This is a genomic window from Streptomyces sclerotialus (assembly GCF_040907265.1).
Lineage (GTDB): Bacteria > Actinomycetota > Actinomycetes > Streptomycetales > Streptomycetaceae > Streptomyces > Streptomyces sclerotialus.
In genome coordinates, this window is record NZ_JBFOHP010000002.1 from 8,129,905 (window position 1) to 8,151,385 (window position 21,481).

Genomic DNA, 21,481 nt, shown 5'->3' on the forward strand with positions numbered 1-21,481 from the left:
CCACACCCCCACACCCGGCCCACGACCGAAGGAAGCACGTGCGTATACAGGCAGCAGTAGTGGAGACCCAAGGCGGTCCTTTCACCGTCCGCGATCTCGACCTCGAAGGCCCCCGCCCGGAGGAGATCCTGGTCAGGATCACTGCCGCGGGCATCTGTCACACCGACCTGAGCATGCGGCAGATATGGCCCGAGCAGCGCTTGCCCATGGTCTTCGGGCACGAAGGCACCGGGGTCGTCGAGGCCGTGGGCGAAGCGGTGACCGCCGTGCGGCCCGGTGACACGGTATGTCTCAGCTACCGCAGCTGCGGTGCCTGCCCGCAGTGCGACGCAGGCGCCCCGGCCTACTGCCTGAGCGCGGGCGCCCTGAACGCCGCTGGCACCCGGGCCGATGGCAGCACCCCACTCGCCGGCCAGGGCGGCCCGGTCTTCGGCAGCTTCTTCGGACAGTCGAGCTTCGCGACCTACGTACTCACCGACGAGAGCAACACCGTCAAGGTCCCCGCCGACCTGCCGCCCGCCGTGGCGGCACCCCTCGGGTGCAGTGTGCAGACCGGTGTCGGTACCGTCACCAATGTCCTCCGGCCCGAGGCCGGCACGTCACTCGTCGTCTTCGGTGCCGGAAGCGTCGGCTTGAGCGCCGTCATGGCCGCCGTCGCCGCGGGCTGCCATGTGACCGTCGTCGAACCGCTCGCCGCACGGCGCGCCCTGGCGGAGGAGCTGGGCGCCACGGCATCCGTCGACCCCGCTGCGAGCGAAGACGTGGCGGCGGCCGTGCGCGCGGCCAACGACGGGGACCCGGACCACGCCATCGACACCACCGGACGACCGTCCGTCATCTCCCACGCCATCGCCTCCTTGCGCCGACGGGGCGAGCTGGCCCTGGTCGGCATCGGCACCGCCGACTTCCCCACCCTCCCCGTGATGACGAAGGGGCTGCGCCTGCACGGCGTGACCGAGGGCGACGCCGACCCCGCCACGGCCGTCCCGCAACTGGCCGCCCTGTATCAGGAAGGCAAGCTCCCGATCGACCGGCTCATCACGCGGTTCCCCTTCGCCGACATCGAGAAAGCCGCGCGGGCGGCCGCCACCGGCCAGGTCATCAAGCCGGTCCTGATCTTCTAGACGACCTCGTCAGGACCTCGTCAGGAGCTCGTCAGCACGACCAGTTGCTGGGCGCTCGGGGCATCGCGGCACAGCAAGGGGATCACGGCTGACGGAAGGGGATGCTGCGCCACGGGCTTTCGGGGTGGGTGGTGAGGATTTCGTGGGGACTGAGCGCTGAGGCGTACATGTGGCCGAAGGACTCCTCGTCGAAGCGGAGGGCGCGGCCGAGGATGTAGCCGGCGGAGAAGCCCTCCCAGGAGGAGTACACGGCGCGGGACAGCTCGCCCGCACGGATCACCGCCTGTTCGGTCTCCTCCTGTCCGGCGTAGCGCGCCCCCAGGCCCCAGCGGGCGAAGTTGACCGCGCGCCCGTAGTCGTAGGCGAGCGCCGAGGTGACGACGCTGCCGGGACCGTCGGGCGTGAGCAGGCCGTCGGCCCGGAAACGGCCCTCGTAGCGGAGGATCCGGCCGACGGCGTCCCGTACTTCGGCGGCGTCCCGTTCGTCGCCGCCCCTGTCCCGCACTTCGGCGACGGCCAGTCCGCGCCACTCCTCCGGGTCCACCGGACGGCCGGGCCGGTGTGCGAGGAGCGCGTTGCGGACCCGCAGCGCGAACTCCGGGTGCGGCGGGCTGTTCTCACCGCGCAGCAGGTACGTGAGCTGCTCCTGCCAGCCGTCCCGGTCCGTGACGCCCCAGGAGTCCCGTAGGCACTCGACGTCCCAGGTGTAGTCGTCGTAGACCTCGCCGACCTCGTTCCACAGCACCTGGTTGTGCACGGCGAGATGGCCGCCGCAGGCGAGGCCGTGCGCCAGGGGCCGGCCAGCGGACCGGTGTGCTTGGTGAACAGTTCGTCGTCGTCATGGCCGCGGCCCTCGGCGCGGCGCATCAGGCGGCGCCACTCGCGGAACTTCTCGGCGTGGTACGGGATGTGCAGGGAACAGGGGCTGCCCGGGTTCACGAACACCCCGGCGAACGCACCGTCCGCGGTCTCCGTCGCCGAGATGGGGAACGGCATTTTGCAGACGACGAGGTCGTCCTCCCTCGGCAGCATTCCGCGGGTGTAGAGCGGTACGGACTGCCCGCCGGCCGGGTCGCCGAGGAGCAGCGTCGCGGCGTCATCGCCCAACTGGTCGTACTCCTCCTTGAAGAGCACGGTGAACAGTTCCTCCGTCATCAGCACCTTGAGGTATGTCCACCAGTCGCCGCGCGACTTGGCCGCCAGCAGTGCGTGTTCGACCGAGGTGGGAGGCACCCAACGGTCCGCTTCTTCCGTGCGAGGGTCCCCCGTGGGCCCGGCGTGCGTCATGGCCATGCGACAGCACGTTAACGCACGGGGTGGCCGCCTTGATCACCGGCATTGCCGGAGTGGTTCCCCGGCTCCGTACGGCCGGTACCGCGTTACCTCACGATCAGGAGGACCAGCACCGTCAGCAGGATCAGCAGAAAGAGAGCCGATACGGAGACGGCGATGCCCCGGGGCCGGGAGCTAGGGATGCCGGACGGGCCGATGACCGTGCCAGCGGGGATCAGGCCGAGGCGGCCGGGCCGTGTGCGGCGGGCGCGTCGTAGACCAGCGTGTACCGCCAGAACAGGCGACGGCGAATCCGGGCGCCGGGCAGCTCCTGCGCGGCCGCGGCCCGGATGTCGCTCAGGGTCTCTTGCGGTTCGGCGGCCGGCGCCGTCATGTGCAGGGGTGGCGCAGCGGCGCGGGCGGGGTGCTTGACCAGCCCCATGACGGGATTCGCGAGGGCGGCCGGCAGGGCGGCGAGCCGGTCTGCCGGCCCGTTCTCCCGGTAGCAGCCGACGATCACGAGGCGCCCGCACGGGACGAGACAGCCCCGCAGCTCCCGCAGGGTGGGCACGAGCGGCAGGTGGTGCAGGACCGCGACCAGGGTGACCGCGTCCCAGCGCCGCTGAGGCGGGCGTGCCGTGAATCCGGCTTCGACGATGGTGACGGCAGGATCGTCCGCGAAGCGTTCCGCCGCGGCGCGGGCCATCCGGGGGTCGGGTTCGAGCCCGGTGACGGTGCCGACGCGACGGCGGAGCAACGCGGCGAGATTCCCCGCGCCGCACCCGACGTCGAGGACGTGGCGGGCCCCGGACGCGGTCACCTGCGCGGCGACCCAGGGGCCGTAGTGGTCGTTGTGGCTCCATGGGTGCCGCTGGTTGAAGTGGTGGAGGTGGGACAGCAACGCCATGGCACCACGGTAGTCGTGCGCAACGACGTCGTACGTCCAGTGGTACGTCTGGCCGGCCCCGGCACATGCATGCATGGCCACCAGGCCCGCGTCTCAGTGCCGAGCCCTGGCGGTCGGACGGTCGGACGGTCGGACGGCCGGACGGTCGGGCGGTCGGGCGGCCGGCGTCAGCGGCCGTGGTGGTGCCTCACGTGCTTGGTGCGGGAGTAGTCCTCCAGGGCGTACGGCGACAGGTCACGGCCGTAGCCGGCACCCTTGAAGCCGCCCCAGGGGACCTCGTCGGCCAGTGTGAGGTGCGAGTTGACCCAGACGGTGCCGAAGTCCAGACGGGCGGCGACGCGGTGGCTGCGGCGCGCGTTCTCGGTCCGGACGGAGGCGGCGAGGCCGAACGGGACGTCGTTGGCGCGGCGGGCGCACTGCCTCGTCCTCGTCGGTGAACTGTGACGTCGGTGAACTGTGACACAGACTCTGAGGGCTCAGCCGGTGTCCTCGGAGGGCCGGTGCAGTGGTGGGTCCGCCGGTGCGGGAGGGGCCGGACGCAGGAGCACCGCACGGGCGACCCTGGGCGCGAACAGCGCGGTGAACGGGGACGAGAGGTCGAGCACCGAGCGGAAGGCGGCCGCGGCCACGGGCTCGGTGGCGTAATGCCTCTGCACTCGGCCGAGGTACCAGTTGCCGGGGCGCTGAGCCAGCGGCGTCCTGGTCATGGCCCTGTCTCCGACCGCTCCCGGCATCGACTTGTCCGCCCCGGCCGAGATGTCCCACGCCTGCCGCGAGGCGTTCAGCAGTGCGCGCTGGACGCGCAGCGTCGTCGGCGTGCGGCGGGGGTCCGCCAGGGCATCGCGCAGGGCCACGGCGGTCAGGGCGGCGACGGCCATGCCCTGGCCGTAGATCGGGTTGAAGGTGCACAGCGCATCGCCGACGGCGAGGAAACCGGCCGGGCGACGGCCCGGCCGGTCGTAGCGGCGTCGGACGTTGGCGGTCTTGCGGAAACCGTGAACGGGGGAGAGCGGTTCGGAATGCGTCAGCCAGTCATGGATGAAGGGGTGCGGGAGACGCGATGCGGCGTACCGGAGGAACCCCTCCCCGTCAGTGGGCGGTTCGTCACCGCGCAGCCCGAAGAGAATGGCCAGGTGGCGGCCGTCCTCCACCGGCAGGATGCCGCCGCCGTTGGGGTGCGCCGGACTGGGGAACACGTAATAGGCCAACGCGTCGGTGCTCCGTCCGCCCTCCCGGCCCGCGACGCCGTCACGCGTGAGCTCACCACGGGTGTCGCGGTAGAGGCGGGAGGCGTACGCGAGCCCGGTGTCCAGCCGCTCCTCCGCGGCAGGCTCAGCGCCGATCCCGGTCAGCCAGCGGTCGGCGTGCGAGCCGCGCCCGGAGGCGTCCACCACCAGGTCAGCGTCGAGCACCCGCCGAGCGCCGTTGCCGCGCTCGCGCAGTACGACACCGTGGACCCGCGCGGCATCTCCCGTCAGACCGACGACGTCCGTGCCGTCGAGCACGCGGAGCGCGGCGTCGGCGAACACCCGCTCCCGCACCAACTGCTCCAGCTGGGCACGCGAGCCGGTGAAGATGGTCTGCATGGCAGGCAGTCGCGCGAACCAGCGTTCCTGCCACTGCACCATGTCGGCGGGCAGCCCCACGCGAGGCGAGCCCGCGGCCCGCAGCTGGCCGGAGAACCCGGGCAGCAGGCTGTCCAGCGCCTGCTGGCCGCTTTCGAGGAGGATGTGGGGGTGCCGGCCCTGCGGCACGCCGGGGCGGTGGTCCGGCGCCTGCGCCGGCAAGCGGTCGCGCTCGACGAGGGTGACTTCCGCCGCGTGACGCGTGAGGACGTGGGCGGACAACAGGCCCGCCAGGCCACCCCCGATCACCACCGCATGACGCGAACGTCCCCCCGCCCCCGAAGACGCGCTCGACCGTGGCCGCTTCGCCGCTGCCACCGCGTCCCTGCCGTCCGCCATGCGTCCGCCCCTCTGCTCGTTCGGCCACGCGCTCGACTCTCCGGCGGGCCTGGTGAGCCGCCGGTGACCTTCCCGAGTAGCTTGCGCCCAGACATCGCCAACTGACCACTATGGCCGACACTTGTTGGTCGGTACGGACGAAACAGCCGAATGCGTCCTTAAACCTGTCGACAGCCAGCCGCTGAACGGTGAAGCTGGCCGAAGAGGCGACAGAAAACCGGTTGAATTGGCCACCATATCTCTCGCTTGCCGTCCCGGAAGGCTCGCGGGGCCGGTCGGGCCGGCCGCTGCGAAGCTCATGCACGCATTCCACCGTGCGTGCGGACGCGCAGAATCCACCGCAGCGGACGATGGGCGAAGCATGATGGGCGTAGCAGGGGCTTCGGCCCGGCGAGGCGCAGCGGATTCGGCCGACGCGTTTCTGATCAGGGTCGTCTCGCGTCCAGGGGGCGGGAATGAGCGAGCTGACAGAGCCGGACACACTGCGATTCGAGGTGCTCGGCCCGCTGCGCGTGCGGCGGGGCGGGACCGAACTGAGACTTGGCCAGATGCAGCAGCGGGTGGTCCTCGCGGTGTTGCTGCTGAACGCGAACCGACCGTTGGATTACGGCCAACTGATGGATGCGGTCTGGGGTTCCGATCCGCCGGCGCACGCAGTGAACCTACTGCAGCGGCACGCATCCGGACTACGGCGAGTGCTCGAACCCGACCGCCCGCCTCGCGAGCCGTCCCGCCTTCTCGCCTGGACCGATGCCGGCTACCAGCTGTCCGTGCCGGCCGGCCGACTGGATCTGCACCAGTTCGAACAACAGGTCACGCATGCACATGCCGCCGCCACCGCAGGCGACGTGCCGGCGGCAGCCGAAGCACTCCACGGAGCGCTGCGACTGTGGCAGGGGCGCGTGTGCGAAGGACTCGTCAGCCCGCTGCTCGACACCGAGCGTCAGCGACTGGACGAGCGGCACCTCAGTGTGCTGGAGGAACGCATCGAACTGGACCTGACGCTCGGCAGCAACCACGACCTGATCGGTGAATTACGGCAGCTCGTCGCCGACCACCCACTGCGGGAAAAACCGCACGGCCTGCTCATGCTGGCGCTCTACCGGTCCGGAAGCCGGGCGGACGCCCTGAGCGTCTTCCGGCAGGCACGCCGCATGCTGAGGGACGAACTCGGCATCGAACCCAGCAATTATCTGCAAGGCCTGCACGAGCAGGTGCTGACGGCCGACCCGGCCCTGGACGCCCCGCAACCGCAGCCCGCGCCGGCCGTCGAAGCCGAACCGGAACCACACGCCGCGGAAACGGTGCACGCGCCGGTCGTACCGGCCCAGTTACCGCACCGCACCGTGGACTTCATCGGCCGTACCGACGTACTGGCGCGCCTGAACTCCCTCTTGCCGGAGGAAGGAGCCGACACCGCGGGCGCAGTGGTCATCACCGCCATCGGAGGGGCCGCCGGAGTCGGCAAGACCGCCCTGGCCAACTATTGGGCCCATGAGATCCGCGACCGGTTCCCTGACGGGCAGCTGTACGTGAATCTGCGGGGCTTCGACCCGACCGGTACGCCCATGAAACCGGCTGAGGCGGTCCGGGGATTCCTGGACGCACTGGCCGTACCCCCGAAGCGCCTGCCGATCGACACCGACGGGCAGGCGGCGCTCTACCGCAGTCTGCTGGCGGGGCGGCGGATGCTGATCGTTCTTGAGAACGCTCACGACGCCGAACAGGTACGTCCCCTGCTCCCCGGCTCCTCGTCCTGCTTCGTCGTGGTGACGAGCCGGAACCAGCTCACCAGTCTGGTGGCCACGGACGGCGCCCGCCCGGTGACCATCGATCTGCTGTCCTCGGCGGAAGCGCGCGACATGCTAGCCCACCGCATCGGCCGGCAGCAGGTCGCCGCGGAGCCGGAAGCGGTGAACGACATCATCACGTTCACCGCGCGATTACCGCTCGCCCTGGCCATCGTCGCCTCGCGTGCCGCCATGCATCCTCAGTTTCCGCTCGCCGCGCTGGCCAAGGAGCTCAAGGCCGTCGAAGGCCGGCTGGACTCCCTCGACGGCGGGGACGACGTCACCAACATCCGGGCCGTGTTCTCGTGGTCGTACGAGAAGCTCACCGCACCGGCAGCCCGGCTCTTCCGGTTGCTCGGGCTGCACCCGGGTCCGGACATCGCGCCCTTGCCGGCCGCCCACTTGGCCGGTGTACCGGTCAGGAAGGTACGGCCGCTGCTGGCCGAACTGGCCGGCGCCCAGCTGATCACGGAGCGGACGCTGGGCCGGTTCACCCTGCACGATCTGCTGCGCGCCTACGCCGCGGACCTCACCCGCACCCACGACGCGGAAGACGACAGGAGGGCGGCGCTCCGCCGCGTCTTCGACTACTACCTGCACACCGCTTACAAGGGAAGCTGGCTGCTCGACCCGCACCGGGAGGATTACCTGAAGCTGTCCGCGCGGGGCACCGTCACCACGGAGCGGTTCGCGGACCATCACGAGGCGCTGGACTGGTTCGTGACCGAGCATCCCGTCCTCCTCGCGGTGCTCCGTCAGGCCGAGAGCAGCGGCTTCGACACCCACGTCTGGCAGCTGGCCTGGGCTCTGATGCCGTTCTTCGACCGACTGGGACACTGGCACGACGCAGCCATGGTGCAGGAAACGGCGCTGGTGGCCGCCGGCCGCGAGGTGAGCGTGGAGGGGCAGGCGATCGCGCACGGAAGCCTTGTGATGGCCCATGCGCGGCTCCTCCGGCACGACGAAGCACGTGACCACGCCCGGCAGGCCGTCGAGTTGTTCCGGGAACTCGGCGACTACACGGGCCAGGCGTACGCCTACCGAAGCCTCGCCCTGCTCCTCGACCGGCAGGCGAGCTACCGCGACGGGCTCATTCATGCGCAGCGGTCCCTCGAGTTGTTCCAGGCCGCGGGCTACCGCACCGGCGAGGCCAAGGCGCTCAATGCGGTCGGCTGGTTCCACGCCCACCTGGGGGACCGCGAGCAGGCTCTGACGTACTGCCGGCGCGCGCTGGACCTGCAGAAGGTGATCGGTGACCGGCTCGGCCGGGCCGAGACCTGGGACAGCCTCGGCTACATTCACCATCACCTCGGGCACTCACAAGAGGGAATCGTGTGCTATCAGCACGCTCTCGACCTCTACCGTGAATTGGGTGACCGGTACAACGAGGCCGACACCCTGTCCGCACTGGGCGATGCCCACAGCGAGGTCGGAGACGCCGCATCGGCCCGCGCCGCGTGGCAGCGCGCTCTGGTGATCCTGGAGGAACTCGGTCATCCGGAGGGCGCCCAGGTGCGCACCAAGCTGGATGAACTCGGCGGATAATCGATAATCATCCGGCGCAAAAAATTCCGTACTATTCCCGGTACGTTGAGTTGGCGCGTCCGAAGCCGTAGAGAAATTCCCTTCTTGACGCGTGGAGGGGTCCCCGGCAGAATAGCTGGCGCTGATAGTGCCTACCTGTGACAGGTCGTTCATCGGGAGGTCATCATGTCAGAAGGTTCAGTGAGCCGTGCGGACATAGAATTAATCGCCAATGAATTGGAGGCGATATCGGCCGGCCTTCCCGCTGAGAAGCAAATGCTGCTCGCCGACGTCCTCGATCTTGCCGCGGAAGCGGCGGACGTCCGGGAGGAAGGCAGCTTCACCGCGGGTGCCGAAGCGGAAGCGACGAACGCCGTCGACGAGTCCGGCGAGGCCTTCGATCCGGCTTCGCGAGGGCGGAAGAAAAAGCCGAGGCGTCACAGCAAGATCGGTGATCCTATCCGGATGCGGGCGGCAGGCAAGAACGAGCCCACCGACCGGACGCCTTGACGGAATGCTCGACCCGCACAGGGCCGGCCGCACCGGCGGCAGCGAAGGGGTACAGCGTTCGCCTTGGCCTGCCGTCCTCGTCTCCATGCCCTTCATGGACATCCACTGTCCGTCGATCCAACTCGGCCTGCTCAAGGCGATAGGCGACGCACACGGTTTCCCCGTACACACCTTCCACGCCAACCTCGATTTTGCCGCGCGCATCGGTGTGGACCGTTACCGTGCCCTCGCCGGGCATCGCGGCTGCATGATCGGTGAATGGCTCTTCTCCCGCGCCGCTTTCGGCGATGCGGCCCCGGACCCGGATGCCCAGCTGCTCGATGAGTTCGGTCCCGAACTCGCCGCCCTGAGTGGTGAAGCGGAGAAGGACTGGCGAGAGCAGCTGCTGCGGACGCGAGACCGGGACGTGCCGGACTATCTCGACTCGCTCGTCGATGCCTTCCCCTGGGGCGAGATGCGCCTCGTGGGATTCACCTCGACGTTCCAGCAGAACACGGCCTCCTTCGCGCTGGCACGACGGCTGAAGAGCCGGTATCCGGAGTTGTTCATCCTGTTCGGCGGGGCGAACTTCGACGGGGAGATGGGACCGGAACTCGTACGGACCGCAGGCTGTGTCGACGCCGCCGTCATCGGGGAAGGCGACATCGCGTTCCCCCAGCTGATGGATACTCTCGCCGCCGGCGGCGACCTCGGCACCGTCCCCGGTCTGGCCTACCGGAAGGAGGGCGGCGGCGATGTCGTCGTCGTGCCGCCGCTGCCCCCGACGCACCGGCTCGATGACCTGCCGGTGCCGGACTACGACGAGTACTTCCGCCACGCCGAGGAGACGGGCCTGCTTCGTCGCTCCGCCCGCCGAAGCGTACGCATACCCGTCGAGACGGCCAGAGGCTGCTGGTGGGGCGCAAAACATCACTGCACGTTCTGCGGGCTGAACGCGACGAGCATGCGGTTCAGAGCGAAATCCCCGGAACGGGTACTCGACGAATTCGCTCAGTTGGCGCGTCGCCATCACAGCTTCTGCTTCGACGCCGTGGACAACATCCTGGACATGAATTACCTGAGAACGGTCTTTCCTGCCCTCGTCGACAGCGGAGCGAGCTACGACCTCTTCTACGAGGTGAAGGCCAATCTGAACCGGTCTCAGCTCAAGTTGCTGGCGGATGCCGGTGTGACCCTCATCCAGCCCGGACTGGAGTCATTGAGCTCGCACGTGCTGCGGCTCATGCACAAGGGAGTCAGCGCCGCGCAGAACATCAACCTGCTGCGCTGGGCACAGCACTACGGAATCGAAGTGACCTGGAATCTCCTCTGGGGGTTCCCCGGCGAAACACGCAAGGACTACGAGGACCAAGCGGCGCTCATACCCCGCCTGTTGCACCTTCAGCCGCCATCAGGGGCCGGCCGGATCTGGCTGGAGCGCTTCAGCCCGCTCTACGAAGAGCGGGACGAGCTCCTGTCCCATTACCAGCCGGAGAAGAGCTACCGGTACGTCTATCCTCCGGACGCCGACCTCCACCGGATCGCCTACTTCTTCGACTACGAGCTGGCCGACGCCCTGCCGGACGCCGACTATGCCGCAGTCCGGCAGGAAGTCGATGCTTGGAACGCGGCCTGGCAGGGCGAACGGCCGCCCGTACTGACGTACTGGTCGGCACCGCACTTCGTCCAGATCTATGACGGCAGGCATGAAGGGCACGAGGGGACGTACACCTTCGAAGGCACGATGGCCGACCTCTACCTGGCCTGCAGCCGCCGGCCCGTCACCGCGGCGGGCGCGCAGCGCGCCCTCGGCATCAACCGTTCCGCCGCAGTCGTCCAGATGATGCTGCGCGACCTTCAGGAAATGGGGCTGGTGTTCCTCGACGGGAAAACGGCCGTGGCACTTGCCTTACCCGCCTCGCCACGGCGATCCGTACCCTGAATACTCTCACTCGCCGTTGCGTTCTTCGGCATCGGAACTGTGCTCCTCGGCATCGGACGAGAAGGGGCCGAAGGGCTCGATCCTGGGATTGGCGTACGGGCCGTGGAAGCCGGGCATCCCCCTGATCCGCTCCGCGGCCTCCTCGGTGACCAGCAGGGCGTAGAGCTGCTGGGACGGGTCGACGGACACCAGCCCGTATTGCCGGTCGACCTCGGCGTCGGCGAGTCCGAAGCGCTGCTGGGCACCATGGAGCGTCGTGTGCGGCGGGAGTGCCACAGTGACGAGAACGGTAGGGCTTCCCGGAGTCATGGGCCTCCTACGAACGCTCGTTGCTCAGGCTGCGGCGGCGCAGTGCCTCCGTGACGGCGGTGGTGTTGATGATGCCGTAGCCGCATTCGTAGTCGAAGCCCGCAACGCCCAGATCGTCGGCCGTGCGGCGCAGCAGCGTGCGCATCCGGGAGGGCGGGATCTTCTTGGCCGACCACTGGGTGCGCACGGCCGCGATGATGCCCGCGGCCACCGGGCAGGCCGCCGAGGTCCCCGAGTCGGGACTGGTGGCGCCGAATGCCTGCGAGCCCGCGAAGTGGGTGTACGTGGCGACGTCGGGCTTGCGCGGGGTGAGCCGGCCGGGGCCTTGGGAGGAGTAGCCGACCCGTGCCTTCCGGGTGTCCACGCCCGCTACGGACAGTACGGCGGGGTGCGAGTTGGCGCCGCCGATGGGGCGGTCGGCGTACTTGCAGCGCGGGTCGGGGCAGTCGCGTCCGCAGTTGCCCGCGGCGAACAGGATGTCGGCGCCGGCCTGCTCCAGGGCGGCCACCGCGAGGTTGAACGGGTGGGCGGGGTTGTCGGAGTAGTTGCCCGGGTGACCCGGTGGGAAGTCCCAGCTCGGGTCGTAGGAGCCCCAGCTGTTGCTGACGACCAGCATGCGCTGTTCGGGCGGCATCTCCTCCAGCAGCGTCCGCAGGTGCGCGTAGGCCGCGATCGCGTCGGAGAGCAGGCCTTCCATGGCGGTGGCGCCCCGGCGCCGGGGGAAGAGCACCGGAATGTCGAGCAGGTCGACGTGCGGCGCGACCACCAGCGAGTCGAATGCACACATGGTGCCGTGGTCCACGGCGAACCGGCCGAAGTCTCCGTCGAGCCCGGCCGGCTTCCAGCTGTGCTCGGCGTCGACGGTCACGGGGGAGCCCAGCACCTCGCCCACCTGCGCGACGTTGATGCCGCTGTCGACGATGGCAAGGGGGACGTCCCGGCCGTCCAGGCCTTCCTTCCTGAGGGGCTCGGCGACGGCGTGCTGTACGTCCTGCCAGTTGCCGACCGGGGGAGTCCCACCACATGTCGGCATCGTTGCGATGACGGGGTCGGAGGACAGGCCGACGATGTCCGGCCGGGCCGTCGCGAGCATGGCGACGCGACTGGTGGTGTCGTAGTCCTGGATCTCGCCACGCACCAGGACACTCGCGTCTTCCGGAGCCATGGAGAACACGAGTGGCTGGTCCAGTGACAGGGGATCACCACCAGGCGTGGCGGGCTTCGGCCGGGCGATCGGCACCGGCACGAAGGCCGGATCCACGGCGAAACCGGGAACCGACCCCGCCACGTCAACGGCCGGCGGAGTGGTGACCGCGGGGTCGACGACGGCTTGCATGACATCCAGCTCGGGCCGCATCTGAACAATTACTCGCATAAGTCCCCCTGGGCGAGAAGAGAATCCGGCACGAAGAAAAGGCAGCGGCGGTGGCACAGCTTGAAAGGCGACAAGTTGAAAGGCAACGAGTTGAAAGGCAACGAGTTGAGAGCAACACGTTGAGGGACGCACGCGGATTCAGCCTCGGAGAACTCATGTTATGGGTGCCCGCCTGACCGGTCCATACGGTCGCAGGCGTAGCGCCCGGCGCGCCTCCTGCGCCGATGGCGGCGCAGCGCTCGTACGTACGGGAACCGGACGCCACACGCTCATGTGCCGCCGCTCTTCCGGCGTATCTGCTGCCTCTGGCTTGATTCCGTGGTTATCCGCCGAGGGGCGGGCCAGTAGCGTTTTCCTGCCTCCCGTCATGAGGTCGCTTCAGCAAGGGAGAATGCCATGACATGGCTGGGCTGGGAGAGCCTCGAAGGGAAACTGACAAGCGGCCCGGGAGTGTCGTCCTGGGGCCCTGAGCGGCTCGACGTCTTCGCGCGGGGGACGGACGCGGCGCTGTGGCACAAATGCTTCGACAGCGACTGGTCGGACTGGGAAAGCCTGGGTGGCGTCCTGACGTCGGCGCCCGCGGTGGTTTCCTGGGGACGCGACCGTATCGACGTTTTCGCCCGGGGCGCCGACCTCGCGTTGTGGCACAAGTGGTTCGACAACGAATGGTCCGGCTGGGAGAGCCTCGGTGGCGTCCTTACCTCCGGCCCTGCCGTGGCGAGCAGGAAGAGCGGACGGCTGGACGTATTTGTGCGGGGCACGGATTCGGCGATATGGCACAAGTCGTACGGAGACGGTTGGTCGGGGTGGGAGAGTCTGGGCGGGGTGCTGACGAGTGCGCCTGCCGCGGCGAGTTGGTCGTCCGGGCGGCTGGACGTTTTCGCGCGGGGTGCTGATTCGGCGCTGTGGCACAAGTCGTTCGAGGACGGTTGGTCGGGGTGGGAGAGTCTGGGCGGGGTGCTGACGAGTGCGCCTGCCGCGGCGAGTTGGTCGTCCGGGCGGCTGGACGTTTTCGCGCGGGGTGCTGATTCGGCGCTGTGGCACAAGTCGTTCAAGAACGGCTGGTCCGAATGGGAAAGCCGCAAAGGTCTCCTCGCGAGCGCTCCCGCGGCCGTCTGCTGGGGGGCGAACCGCATCGACGTGTGCGCCACGGGCATCGACAGCACGGTGTGGCACAAGTGGTGGCAGCCGCTGCCCACGGTGCGGCTGCACGCCAAGGTCCTCACCGCGCCGGACGTCTCCGTCGCCGACGCCGTCGCGCGGGCGCGGGAAGTGTTCGCGACCGTGGGGATCGCGGTGCAACTGGTGACGACGGAGAACCTCACCCTGCCGGAGCTGGACGACATCGACATCGGGAAGTGCCGGGAGGCGGAGGTCACGGCCGAGCAGAAGAAGCTGTTCGCCCACCGCGCCGACGCGAGCAGCAAAGACATGGTGGTCTACTTCGTACGTTCCACGAAACCACCGTTCAACGGCTGCGCGGCGCATCCCGCCAATCGTCCCAGTGCCGTGGTCGTCCAGAAGGCGACACCATGGACGCTCGCCCATGAGATCGGCCATCTGCTGGGCCTCTACCACGTCAGTAACAAGAATCGCCTCATGATGGGCAAAGGGACGATAGACATCACCAACCCGCCTCCCGACCTCGTCGCCGACGAGGTCAAGATAATGCTGGACAGCCCGTTCATTCAGTACGTCTGAGAGGCTGCGATGAGCGTTTCCATGGAGGACGTGCGCAAGATCCTCAGCTCCGAGGAGCCGGACTACGAGGCCGCCGCACGGCTCGGCGGCAACAGCCTTCCCCATCTGCGAGCACTGATCGACGGCGATGACCTGATGCTCGCCTCGAAGGCGGCGTACGCGGCCGGTCTGCTGGAGGGCGACGCGGGGCAGGACGCCATCGTGGCCGCCACCCGGAGCGGTGATCCGGCGGTTCGGGTGGCGGCAGCGAGCGCCGCGGTGAACCTGCCTGCCGGGTCCGCCGTCACCGTCCTCACCGGCCTGCTCGAGGACCCTGACCCCGGCGTCCGGAAAACGGCCCTGTCAGCAGCCCCCGAGGAAGAACGAGCGGCGCTGACCGGCCGGGTACGGGAAAGGCCGCAGAGCCCGCCGGTACCGCCCGCCGACACGGGGCCGGACGAAGGGCAGAGCACCACACCGATGCCCGGGGAACAGGCCGGCAGCGGCCTCATGCCCGGCGAGGGCGTGGCGAAGGGGCTGATGCCCGGTGAGGAGCCCGGCCGCGGCACACAGAGCAGCGACCAGCCTCCGCAGCCGGGGAAGATGCCGGGCGAGGCCTGAGCCGGTCCTGCTGCCGGCGGGCGGCTACGCCTGAACCGGTGCTGCTGCCGGCGGACGGCTACGCCTGAGCCGCGATCACCGCCGCCGCCATCTTCCCGATCTCACGGATTCTGCTCAGGGCCTCGTCCAAGGTCTCGATCCGGGCTGCCGCGGCTTTCACTTCCGCCGACCGGTGCCCGGGCACCCCGTGCCGGGACATCGTTTCGCCCGCGTCGACGATGAGTTCGTAGGCGCGCAGTACCGCCTGGCGCTCAGCGGAGGTCCTGCCCTCGGTCATGCCGCCACCTCCGACCGGGGGACGATCATGAACTTGTCGCCGCGTGCGCTGTACACGACCTGCACGTCCTCGCCTGCCGCGTTCCGGCCTGCCGCCTCGGAGTCCAACCTCGGCAACGACCGGGGATCGCCCGCGGGCAGCCACCGACGCTCGGTGTCCCGCTGCTGACCGATGACACGCATGGCACTTCCTCTCTGGCTCATCGGCGCTCGCCGGTGGCTCGTGCTCGCTGCGAAAGCTTGCGGATTCCACGGTGCCGTTCCGGGTTGCAGTACTCGCTGCACCGTTCGCTGCAGCGGCGACTGCAGCGAACGGTGCAACACGCGGGAGCAGGATGAAGGCGCCGCAGCCGCAGTGCGGTGACCGGCGACATGTTGGCACCAGAGCACGGGGACAGCAGTATGAAAGCAACGGGGCTTTTGCAGCAGAGCGTGCGTGCCGTGGTATCGATGCCCGCCGAGGCGGCGGTGCTGGCACTGGCGTCGGCCTTCCAGACCACACTGAAAGCCGCACCGTGGCGGCGCCGGAACAACCGGCCCTCGGACCGGCCGGAGGACGGTGACCTCGCATGGCCGCCCGAGGACAGCCGGCAGACACCGATCGTGCTCGTTCCGGGGTACCTCTCCACCACAGCGTGCTGGGAGAGCCTGCTGGTACGCCTGCGGCAACGCGGTTATCACAACATCACCGTCGTGCAGTACAACTCGCTGAGGATGGGGGTCCCGGAAATCGCCGAGACGGTCGCGGAGGAAGCGTCCGCAGCCGCCCGGCGCAGCGGAACGCGTGGGGTGCATCTCATCGGTTACAGCCTCGGCGGGCTGGCGATACGCTACGCGTTGCAGTTCCTCGGTCCGGACGCCGATGCGTTGAGCGCCATCACCATCGCGACACCGCACCACGGTGCTCCGCTCGCGTATGCCGGTCTCGGCCCGGCCGCCAAGCAGATGCGCCTCAAGTCCGCACTCCTGGACGAGCTGCCTCCCATCGATTCCGGTGGCCGCGTCCGCTGGCTGCTCATCGGGGGGAAAGCCGATCTCGTGGTACCGATCTCCAGTGCGACGGCCGGTGGGCACGTCGCTTCCGCCAGCATTCCGGTCAGTGGGCACCTGAACATCATCGACACTCCGCTGCTGGCGGATACGGTCATCAGCCACTTGGCGTCCTGCCGAACCGGGCGGAAGAGTCCGCGGGTGCTGGCTTCGTGACGCGAGTCCGATGTCGTGCCGGGCCGCTCAGCGGCCGCTGTAACGATCACTGCAACGGGTTCTGCAACGCCGGAACGCACGATGGGGCAAGGACGTCGCAGCGCCGGGCCGCCGGTGGCCCGGACCGCGTTCGCACCGCGTAAGAGGGCGAGCAGTACCATGATGACCGACTCATACGACCTCCTTTCGGCCGCCAGGGCGGAGGCGCTCTTCAGCAGCGCGTTGGCAGTGGATTCCCAGCCGACCAAGGACGAGGTGGAGACAGCCATACGGCAGGCGGTCCGTCAGCACCACGGCACCCGTGGTTGTGCCGTCGTGCTCGCCGGCGCCTACGGGGAGTACCCGGAGACGGCTGTGCCCCGGATGCGATGGGCCCTGCGGCAGGTACGGGCCGCCTATCCGCGGGCCCGCCGGTACCGGTAGATCAAGGATGAGGGGGACATCCGATGCCGAGTTCAGTACACCAGATCGACCACGAAGCACCGCACCCGTCCGACCAGGCGACCGCCGCCGGGCGATGGCGGGTGCTCGTCGCGGAGAACCGCAAACAAGACGCGGAGCACCTGGTCACAGGGCTCCAACGACACGGACACGAGGTCAGCACCGTCGGTACGGGGGCGGAGACCCTGCGGGTCTACGACGAGGCCGATCTGCTGCTGCTCGACCTCGAACTCCCTGACCTGGACGGCCTGGAGGTCTGCCGCATCATCCGTACGCAGCACGACATCCCCGTGATAGCCGTCACGGCACGGGGGAGCGGCCTGGACCGCGTTCTCGGCCTTCGGGCAGGCGCGGACGACTACCTGGTCAAGCCGTACGACTTCCTGGAACTGATGGCGCGCATCGATGCCGTCATGCGACGTGCGCGCCCGCGGCCGCCCAGTACCCGGGTCATCCACCACGGACCGTTGCGCATCGACGCGGACGCGCGCCAGGTGACCCTGCACGGCGTGGCCGTCGAGCTCACGTGCAAGGAGTTCGAACTGCTCCACGTCCTTGCCAGCCACCCCCACACCGTTGTGTCGCGGAAGCAGCTCATGCAGGCGGTGTGGCACGGCTCGTGGTCCCGCCGGACCTTGGACACCCATGTGAGCAGCCTGCGCAGCAAGCTCGGCGGCAGTGACTGGATCACCACTGTGCGAGGCGTGGGCTTCCGCCTGCGCCTCGCGTGACGGCACGGTGCCCAGAGGGCGCCGGAGAGGAACTCGTAGGTGCGCATCGCTCAGGAGGGAGCCATCGTGCGCAAGGTGCTCATCGCCAACCGTGGCGAAATCGCTGTCCGCGTCGCCCGTGCATGCCAGGACGCCGGGATCGGGAGCGTAGCCGTCTACGCCGACCCGGACCGGGACGCTCTGCACGTCCGCGCGGCGGATGAGGCATACGCCCTGGGCGGTGACACTCCTGCCACCAGCTACCTGGACATCGCCAAGGTCCTGCAGGCCGCGGCCGATTCCGGCGCGGACGCCGTCCACCCCGGCTACGGCTTCCTCTCCGAGAACGCCGAGTTCGCCCAGGCGGTGCTGGACGCGGGACTGATCTGGATCGGCCCGCCGCCGCAGGCCATCCGCGACCTGGGCGACAAGGTCGCCGCCCGGCACATCGCCCAGCGCGCCGGCGCCCCGCTGGTGGCCGGCACCAAGGACCCGGTCTCCGGCGCCGAGGAGGTCGTGGCCTTCGCCGAGGAACACGGCCTGCCCATCGCCATCAAGGCCGCCTTCGGCGGCGGCGGCCGCGGCCTGAAGGTCGCCCGCACCCTGGAGGAGGTCCCCGAGCTGTACGACTCCGCCGTCCGCGAGGCGGTGGCCGCCTTCGGCCGCGGGGAGTGCTTCGTGGAGCGCTACCTGGACCGCCCGCGGCATGTGGAGACCCAGTGCCTGGCCGACAAGCACGGCAACGTGGTCGTGGTCTCCACCCGCGACTGCTCCCTGCAGCGCCGCCACCAGAAGCTGGTGGAGGAGGCCCCCGCGCCGTTCCTGACCGCCGAGCAGAACGCCGAGCTCTACCGCGCCTCCAAGGCGATCCTGAAGGAGGCCGGCTACGAGGGCGCCGGCACCTGTGAGTTCCTGGTCGGCCAGGACGGCACCATCTCCTTCCTGGAGGTCAACACCCGCCTGCAGGTCGAGCACCCGGTCACCGAGGAGGTCACCGGGCTGGACCTGGTGCGGGAGATGTTCCGCATCGCCGACGGCGAGGAACTGGGCTACGACGACCCGCCGGTGCGCGGCCACTCCTTCGAATTCCGCATCAACGGCGAGGACCCGGGCCGCAACTTCCTGCCCGCCCCCGGCACGGTGACGAAGTTCGAGGCCCCGGCCGGCCCGGGCGTCCGCCTGGACGCCGGCGTGGAGTCCGGCAGCGTGATCGGCCCGGCCTGGGACTCCCTGCTGGCCAAGCTCATCGTCACCGGCGCCACCCGGCAGCAGGCGCTGCAGCGTGCCGCCCGCGCGCTGAACGAGTTCACCGTCGAGGGCATGGCCACCGCCCTCCCCTTCCACCGCACGGTGGTCAAGGACCCGGCCTTCGCGCCGGAGCTGACCGGCTCCACCGACCCGTTCCAGGTCCACACCCGCTGGATCGAGACCGAGTTCGTCAACGACATCAAGCCGTTCGCGGCGCCGGGCGCGGACGAGGCCGAGGAAGAGAGCGGCCGCGAGACCGTCGTCGTCGAGGTCGGCGGCAAGCGCCTGGAGGTCTCCCTGCCCTCCTCGCTCGGCATGTCGCTGGCCCGTACCGGCCTCGCCGCCGGCGCCAAGCCCAAGCGCAAGGCCGCCAAGAAGTCCGGCTCCGCCGCCTCCGGCGACACCCTCGCCTCCCCCATGCAGGGCACCATCGTCAAGGTCGCGGTGGAGGAGGGCCAGGAGGTCAAGGAGGGCGACCTGGTCGTCGTCCTGGAGGCCATGAAGATGGAGCAGCCGCTGAACGCGCACCGCTCCGGCACCGTCAAGGGGCTGACCGCCGAGGTCGGCGCCTCCCTCACCTCCGGCGCCGTGATCTGCGAGATCAAGAAATGACCCGGCCGGCGCGGGGCCGGCCGAGGCATCACCTCACGGATTCTGCGTCGAGTAGCGGAACTCCGGGCCGTACGTGGCCTTGGCGTTGCCGGGCAGCGGCAGCTGCATCAGGACGCGTGCCAGGGCACGCATGCTGCTCATGGACGCGATGGCGCGCAGCACCAGACTGTTCCGTTCCCTGTCGTTCTGCTCGCGCCAGGCGGCCTCCAACGAGCGCAGCAGCACGCCGTAGTGCGCGTTGAACGCCTCGACCATGAGCTTGACGGCTCCGGTGGGAGCGTTCTTCCGGTCCGTCGCCCAGCCGCCCTTCGGCACCTTGGCCATGGGATACACCGAGGGCATGGGAATCTCCTCGCCGCGGAATTCCCACTTCTCCCCGACGTTGATCAGCCGTCGGCCTTGGTGGATCTCGAGGAACACGTAGTAGTGCGCCAGTTCCCCTTTCTTTCCGGGGAACGGGTTCTCGGGTGAGGCGGTCGTGCCTTCGCCCTGCTGCATGATGGCTTCGATGGCGCGGTCCGCCTGTTCCCAGCCGCGGATGGGCTCCACGGAATTCTCCAGGCCACGGGCGGACATGTCGTAGTCGATCTGCGGCCCGGGCTCCCGGAACAGGTCCTTGTTCGCGCGCAGGACGTCCCGGATCCTGCTGTAGAAAGCGCCGATCGACGTGTAGGTCTCCATGGCGGCTGCCTCGGCGAGCGGCCGGTCGGGCTTCTCGATCTCCGAGAACATCCGCAGTGCCGGCTTGTCGAGCCCGCTGAGCTGGACGGTCAGCTCGGGCCGTACGCCACCGGGTAACGCACCGGGGTACTCCGGTACGGACTTCGGGTCCGCCAGTACGGGCTGCTCTCCGAGAGCGCTGAGGATGTTGCCGACCCGTCCGAGGTGGGTCATCTCGTCGAAGAGGATTTCCCGGATCGCGCTGAAGACATTCCTGTCCTTCGCCGGGTCCTTGATCGACCACAGTCCGCAGGCATAGGGAGGAATAGTGGCCAGTTCCACCATGATTGCTGCCTGCAGTGCCTTCTTCAGCCAGCGTTCGTCGCAGTCCTGCTCACTGACCTGCATCAGCTCGACGATCGCATTGCTCCGGTATTCGACCACTGTCATGGCATGCTCCTTCCTCTCGCCCGCACGCCGACGGTGCCGCAAACCACCGTCGGCTGTCGACGGACCGGTATGAAGTGGCGCGGAAATGCCGTCCGGCGCCGGGCGGGGGAGTCAGGGACCCGGCCGGTGGTGCCTCTGGTCCTGCAGTACACCGTCGACGTAGACGTCCACGCCGTGGAACGAGACGAGGCCGGCGACCTTCTGGCTCTCGGGCAGCGGTGACCGGTACGACCAGGCGCGGTCGGTACGGAGCTGGTCACCGACGCGGATCGACCAGTACTCGGCGGTGCCTTTGTAGGGGCAGCGGGTGACGGTGTCGGTGGGTTCGAGGAGGTCCATCCGGATGTCGGGCTTCGGCAGGTAGTACCGGGTCGGCAGCCCGGTCTCGAACAGCAGCCTGGCGTGGGTGGACTCGGCAACGACGCTGCCGTCGACCTCGACGCGCAGGTGGCGTGAGCTGGCCAGCACGTCGATCCGGGTGTAGGGGTCCCGGGCATGGACGAAGACCTCTTCGTCCTCCTCGAACCATGCGCCCATGGCGTCCCACTCGAAGCGGACGTGGTCGCGCAGCTGCTCGTCCGAGGCGCTCCCGTAGAGCCGTGCGGCGCCCGGTGCCCGGGCCGGGCCGGCATGGACGGTGCAGACCTGGGCGTCGCCACGGCCGGAGGAGTGTGTACTGTCCCCGTCCGGGCTCAGTGAGTCCTGGGCGACATCGGCGAGGGGGAAGTAGTAGGTGGGGTAGTGGGGGTTCTCCCACACCAGCAGCGGGTGGATGCTGTCGGCCACCGGATGGCCGCGGAGGTACACGCGCACCCGTTTCCCACTGGGTTCGACCCGTGTCCGTTCTGTGTCGGTCGGCATGTATGCGGTTCCGTCCTGTA

Annotated in this window: 19 protein-coding genes and 2 pseudogenes; 11 read left to right on the forward strand and 10 right to left on the reverse strand. The window is 69.2% G+C overall.

What is annotated here, in order from left to right; translation table 11 throughout:
• Positions 1-38 precede the first annotated feature (38 nt).
• On the forward strand, positions 39-1,124 hold the full coding sequence (locus AAC944_RS35780) for an NAD(P)-dependent alcohol dehydrogenase (RefSeq protein ID WP_030623043.1): 1,086 nt from the start codon (positions 39-41) through the stop codon (positions 1,122-1,124).
• Between the two features lie 82 nt (positions 1,125-1,206).
• On the opposite strand, the gene AAC944_RS35785 is transcribed toward AAC944_RS35780, so the two are convergent.
• From AAC944_RS35785 to AAC944_RS35800, 4 genes and pseudogenes are all read right to left on the reverse strand, one after another.
• Positions 1,207-1,881, reverse strand: coding sequence for a DUF1266 domain-containing protein (locus AAC944_RS35785; RefSeq protein ID WP_368396678.1), 675 nt, complete (start codon positions 1,879-1,881; stop codon positions 1,207-1,209).
• Between the two features lie 750 nt (positions 1,882-2,631).
• Positions 2,632-3,303, reverse strand: coding sequence for a class I SAM-dependent methyltransferase (locus AAC944_RS35790; RefSeq protein WP_030623047.1), 672 nt, complete (start codon positions 3,301-3,303; stop codon positions 2,632-2,634).
• 167 nt (positions 3,304-3,470) lie between these two features.
• Positions 3,471-3,713, reverse strand: a pseudogene (locus AAC944_RS35795) (aldehyde dehydrogenase family protein); the annotation flags it as partial.
• Between the two features lie 66 nt (positions 3,714-3,779).
• Positions 3,780-5,267, reverse strand: coding sequence for an FAD-dependent oxidoreductase (locus AAC944_RS35800; protein ID WP_078888935.1), 1,488 nt, complete (start codon positions 5,265-5,267; stop codon positions 3,780-3,782).
• A 455-nt stretch (positions 5,268-5,722) separates the two neighbouring features.
• Here AAC944_RS35800 and AAC944_RS35805 point away from each other — a divergent pair, with 455 nt between their 5' ends.
• From AAC944_RS35805 to AAC944_RS35815, 3 genes are all read left to right on the forward strand, one after another.
• Positions 5,723-8,602 carry an AfsR/SARP family transcriptional regulator gene (locus AAC944_RS35805; protein WP_030623050.1) on the forward strand — a complete coding sequence of 960 codons (2,880 nt, stop codon included), beginning with the start codon at positions 5,723-5,725 and terminating at the stop codon, positions 8,600-8,602.
• A 180-nt stretch (positions 8,603-8,782) separates the two neighbouring features.
• Positions 8,783-9,091, forward strand: a complete 309-nt coding sequence (locus tag AAC944_RS35810) for a hypothetical protein (protein WP_196943318.1) — start codon at positions 8,783-8,785, stop codon at positions 9,089-9,091.
• A gap of 4 nt (positions 9,092-9,095) precedes the next feature.
• Positions 9,096-11,012 carry a RiPP maturation radical SAM C-methyltransferase gene (locus AAC944_RS35815; RefSeq protein WP_078888936.1) on the forward strand — a complete coding sequence of 639 codons (1,917 nt, stop codon included), beginning with the start codon at positions 9,096-9,098 and terminating at the stop codon, positions 11,010-11,012.
• 6 nt (positions 11,013-11,018) lie between these two features.
• On the opposite strand, the gene AAC944_RS35820 is transcribed toward AAC944_RS35815, so the two are convergent.
• Complete coding sequence (locus AAC944_RS35820) at positions 11,019-11,288, reverse strand: hypothetical protein (protein ID WP_196943319.1); 270 nt, start codon at positions 11,286-11,288, stop codon at positions 11,019-11,021.
• A gap of 40 nt (positions 11,289-11,328) precedes the next feature.
• The gene (locus tag AAC944_RS35825; protein ID WP_030623054.1) at positions 11,329-12,696 is read right to left on the reverse strand and encodes a S8 family serine peptidase; all 1,368 of its coding nucleotides are present in this window, start codon (positions 12,694-12,696) and stop codon (positions 11,329-11,331) included.
• 378 nt (positions 12,697-13,074) lie between these two features.
• On the opposite strand from AAC944_RS35825, the pseudogene AAC944_RS36610 reads away from it, so the two are divergent.
• The 3 genes and pseudogenes from AAC944_RS36610 to AAC944_RS35835 form a co-directional block, all read left to right on the forward strand.
• Positions 13,075-13,869 (forward strand): annotated as a pseudogene (locus AAC944_RS36610) (PLL family lectin); the annotation flags it as partial.
• 27 nt (positions 13,870-13,896) lie between these two features.
• The gene (locus tag AAC944_RS36615) at positions 13,897-14,397 is read left to right on the forward strand and encodes a zinc-dependent metalloprotease family protein (protein WP_490368286.1); all 501 of its coding nucleotides are present in this window, start codon (positions 13,897-13,899) and stop codon (positions 14,395-14,397) included.
• Positions 14,398-14,406: 9 nt separating this feature from the next.
• Complete coding sequence (locus AAC944_RS35835) at positions 14,407-14,997, forward strand: HEAT repeat domain-containing protein (protein ID WP_107054248.1); 591 nt, start codon at positions 14,407-14,409, stop codon at positions 14,995-14,997.
• A gap of 58 nt (positions 14,998-15,055) precedes the next feature.
• Here the strand turns inward: AAC944_RS35835 and AAC944_RS35840 are convergent, their stop codons facing one another.
• Positions 15,056-15,274 carry a hypothetical protein gene (locus AAC944_RS35840; RefSeq protein WP_030623058.1) on the reverse strand — a complete coding sequence of 73 codons (219 nt, stop codon included), beginning with the start codon at positions 15,272-15,274 and terminating at the stop codon, positions 15,056-15,058.
• Positions 15,271-15,456, reverse strand: a complete 186-nt coding sequence (locus AAC944_RS35845) for a hypothetical protein (protein ID WP_030623060.1) — start codon at positions 15,454-15,456, stop codon at positions 15,271-15,273. Before AAC944_RS35845 ends, AAC944_RS35840 begins: the two co-directional genes overlap by 4 nt.
• A 219-nt stretch (positions 15,457-15,675) precedes the next feature.
• Between AAC944_RS35845 and AAC944_RS35850 the strand changes: the two genes are divergently transcribed.
• The 4 genes from AAC944_RS35850 to AAC944_RS35865 all read left to right on the forward strand — a co-directional run bounded on the left by AAC944_RS35850 (position 15,676) and on the right by AAC944_RS35865 (position 19,490).
• A complete protein-coding gene (locus AAC944_RS35850; protein ID WP_196943321.1) occupies positions 15,676-16,479 on the forward strand; it encodes an alpha/beta hydrolase in 804 nt (267 codons plus the stop codon).
• A gap of 162 nt (positions 16,480-16,641) precedes the next feature.
• A complete protein-coding gene (locus AAC944_RS35855; protein WP_196943323.1) occupies positions 16,642-16,902 on the forward strand; it encodes a hypothetical protein in 261 nt (86 codons plus the stop codon).
• Between the two features lie 23 nt (positions 16,903-16,925).
• A complete protein-coding gene (locus AAC944_RS35860) occupies positions 16,926-17,651 on the forward strand; it encodes a response regulator transcription factor (RefSeq protein ID WP_051872348.1) in 726 nt (241 codons plus the stop codon).
• Between the two features lie 66 nt (positions 17,652-17,717).
• Entirely contained in the window at positions 17,718-19,490 is a 1,773-nt protein-coding gene (locus tag AAC944_RS35865; protein WP_368397347.1) for an acetyl/propionyl/methylcrotonyl-CoA carboxylase subunit alpha, read from the forward strand.
• Positions 19,491-19,523: 33 nt separating this feature from the next.
• Here the strand turns inward: AAC944_RS35865 and AAC944_RS35870 are convergent, their stop codons facing one another.
• A complete protein-coding gene (locus tag AAC944_RS35870; protein WP_030622240.1) occupies positions 19,524-20,600 on the reverse strand; it encodes a ferritin-like domain-containing protein in 1,077 nt (358 codons plus the stop codon).
• Positions 20,601-20,711: 111 nt separating this feature from the next.
• A complete protein-coding gene (locus tag AAC944_RS35875) occupies positions 20,712-21,461 on the reverse strand; it encodes a DUF427 domain-containing protein (protein ID WP_030622241.1) in 750 nt (249 codons plus the stop codon).
• Between the last annotated feature and the right edge of the window lie 20 nt (positions 21,462-21,481).